The organism is Streptomyces humi, assembly GCF_001005085.2.
GTDB lineage: Bacteria > Actinomycetota > Actinomycetes > Streptomycetales > Streptomycetaceae > Streptomyces > Streptomyces humi.
Map to the genome: position 1 here is coordinate 1 of NZ_LBMU02000159.1, position 530 is coordinate 530.

Below are 530 nucleotides of genomic sequence, written 5' to 3' on the forward strand. Positions count from 1 at the left end.
CTCTCCCCCCTCTCCTCCCTCTCCGTCGCGAAGGAGCACCCCCGCATGTCCTCGCCCCTCCTTCCCCTGTCCAGACGGGGTTTCCTGCGCGCGACCGCCGGGGCGGGCGCCGCGCTCGGCCTGGCCGCCGTGCCCGCGTACGCCACCGGCCGCCCCTTCGGGCGGTACGGGTCACCGGAGCGCCGCCTCTCCCCGGAAACCCTGTACGTCGACCCGTACGGGCGCGGCGACTTCAGCACCGTCCAGGCCGCCGTGACCGCCGCCACCGGCAGCGGCCGGACCCTGGTCCTCGCCCCGGGTGTCTACCGGGAGACGGTGGCCCTCGACACCACCCGCACCGAGGCCACCTGGATCGGCGCCACCGAGAACCCGCGGGACGTCGTCATCGTCCACGACAACGCGGCCGGCACCCCGAAACCCGGTGGCGGGACGTACGGCACCACCGGGTCCGCCACCACAACCGTGCAGGCCGACGGCTTCACCGCCCGCTGGATCACCTTCGCCAACGACTGGCTGCGCGCCGACCACCC

At 74.9% G+C, this 530-nt stretch carries 1 protein-coding gene; it reads left to right on the forward strand.

From position 1 onward, the window contains the following. Window positions 1–45: 45 nt before the first annotated feature. The coding region (locus AAW13_RS43420; RefSeq protein WP_143145113.1) for a pectinesterase family protein at window positions 46–530 on the forward strand (485 nt) is incomplete at its 3' end.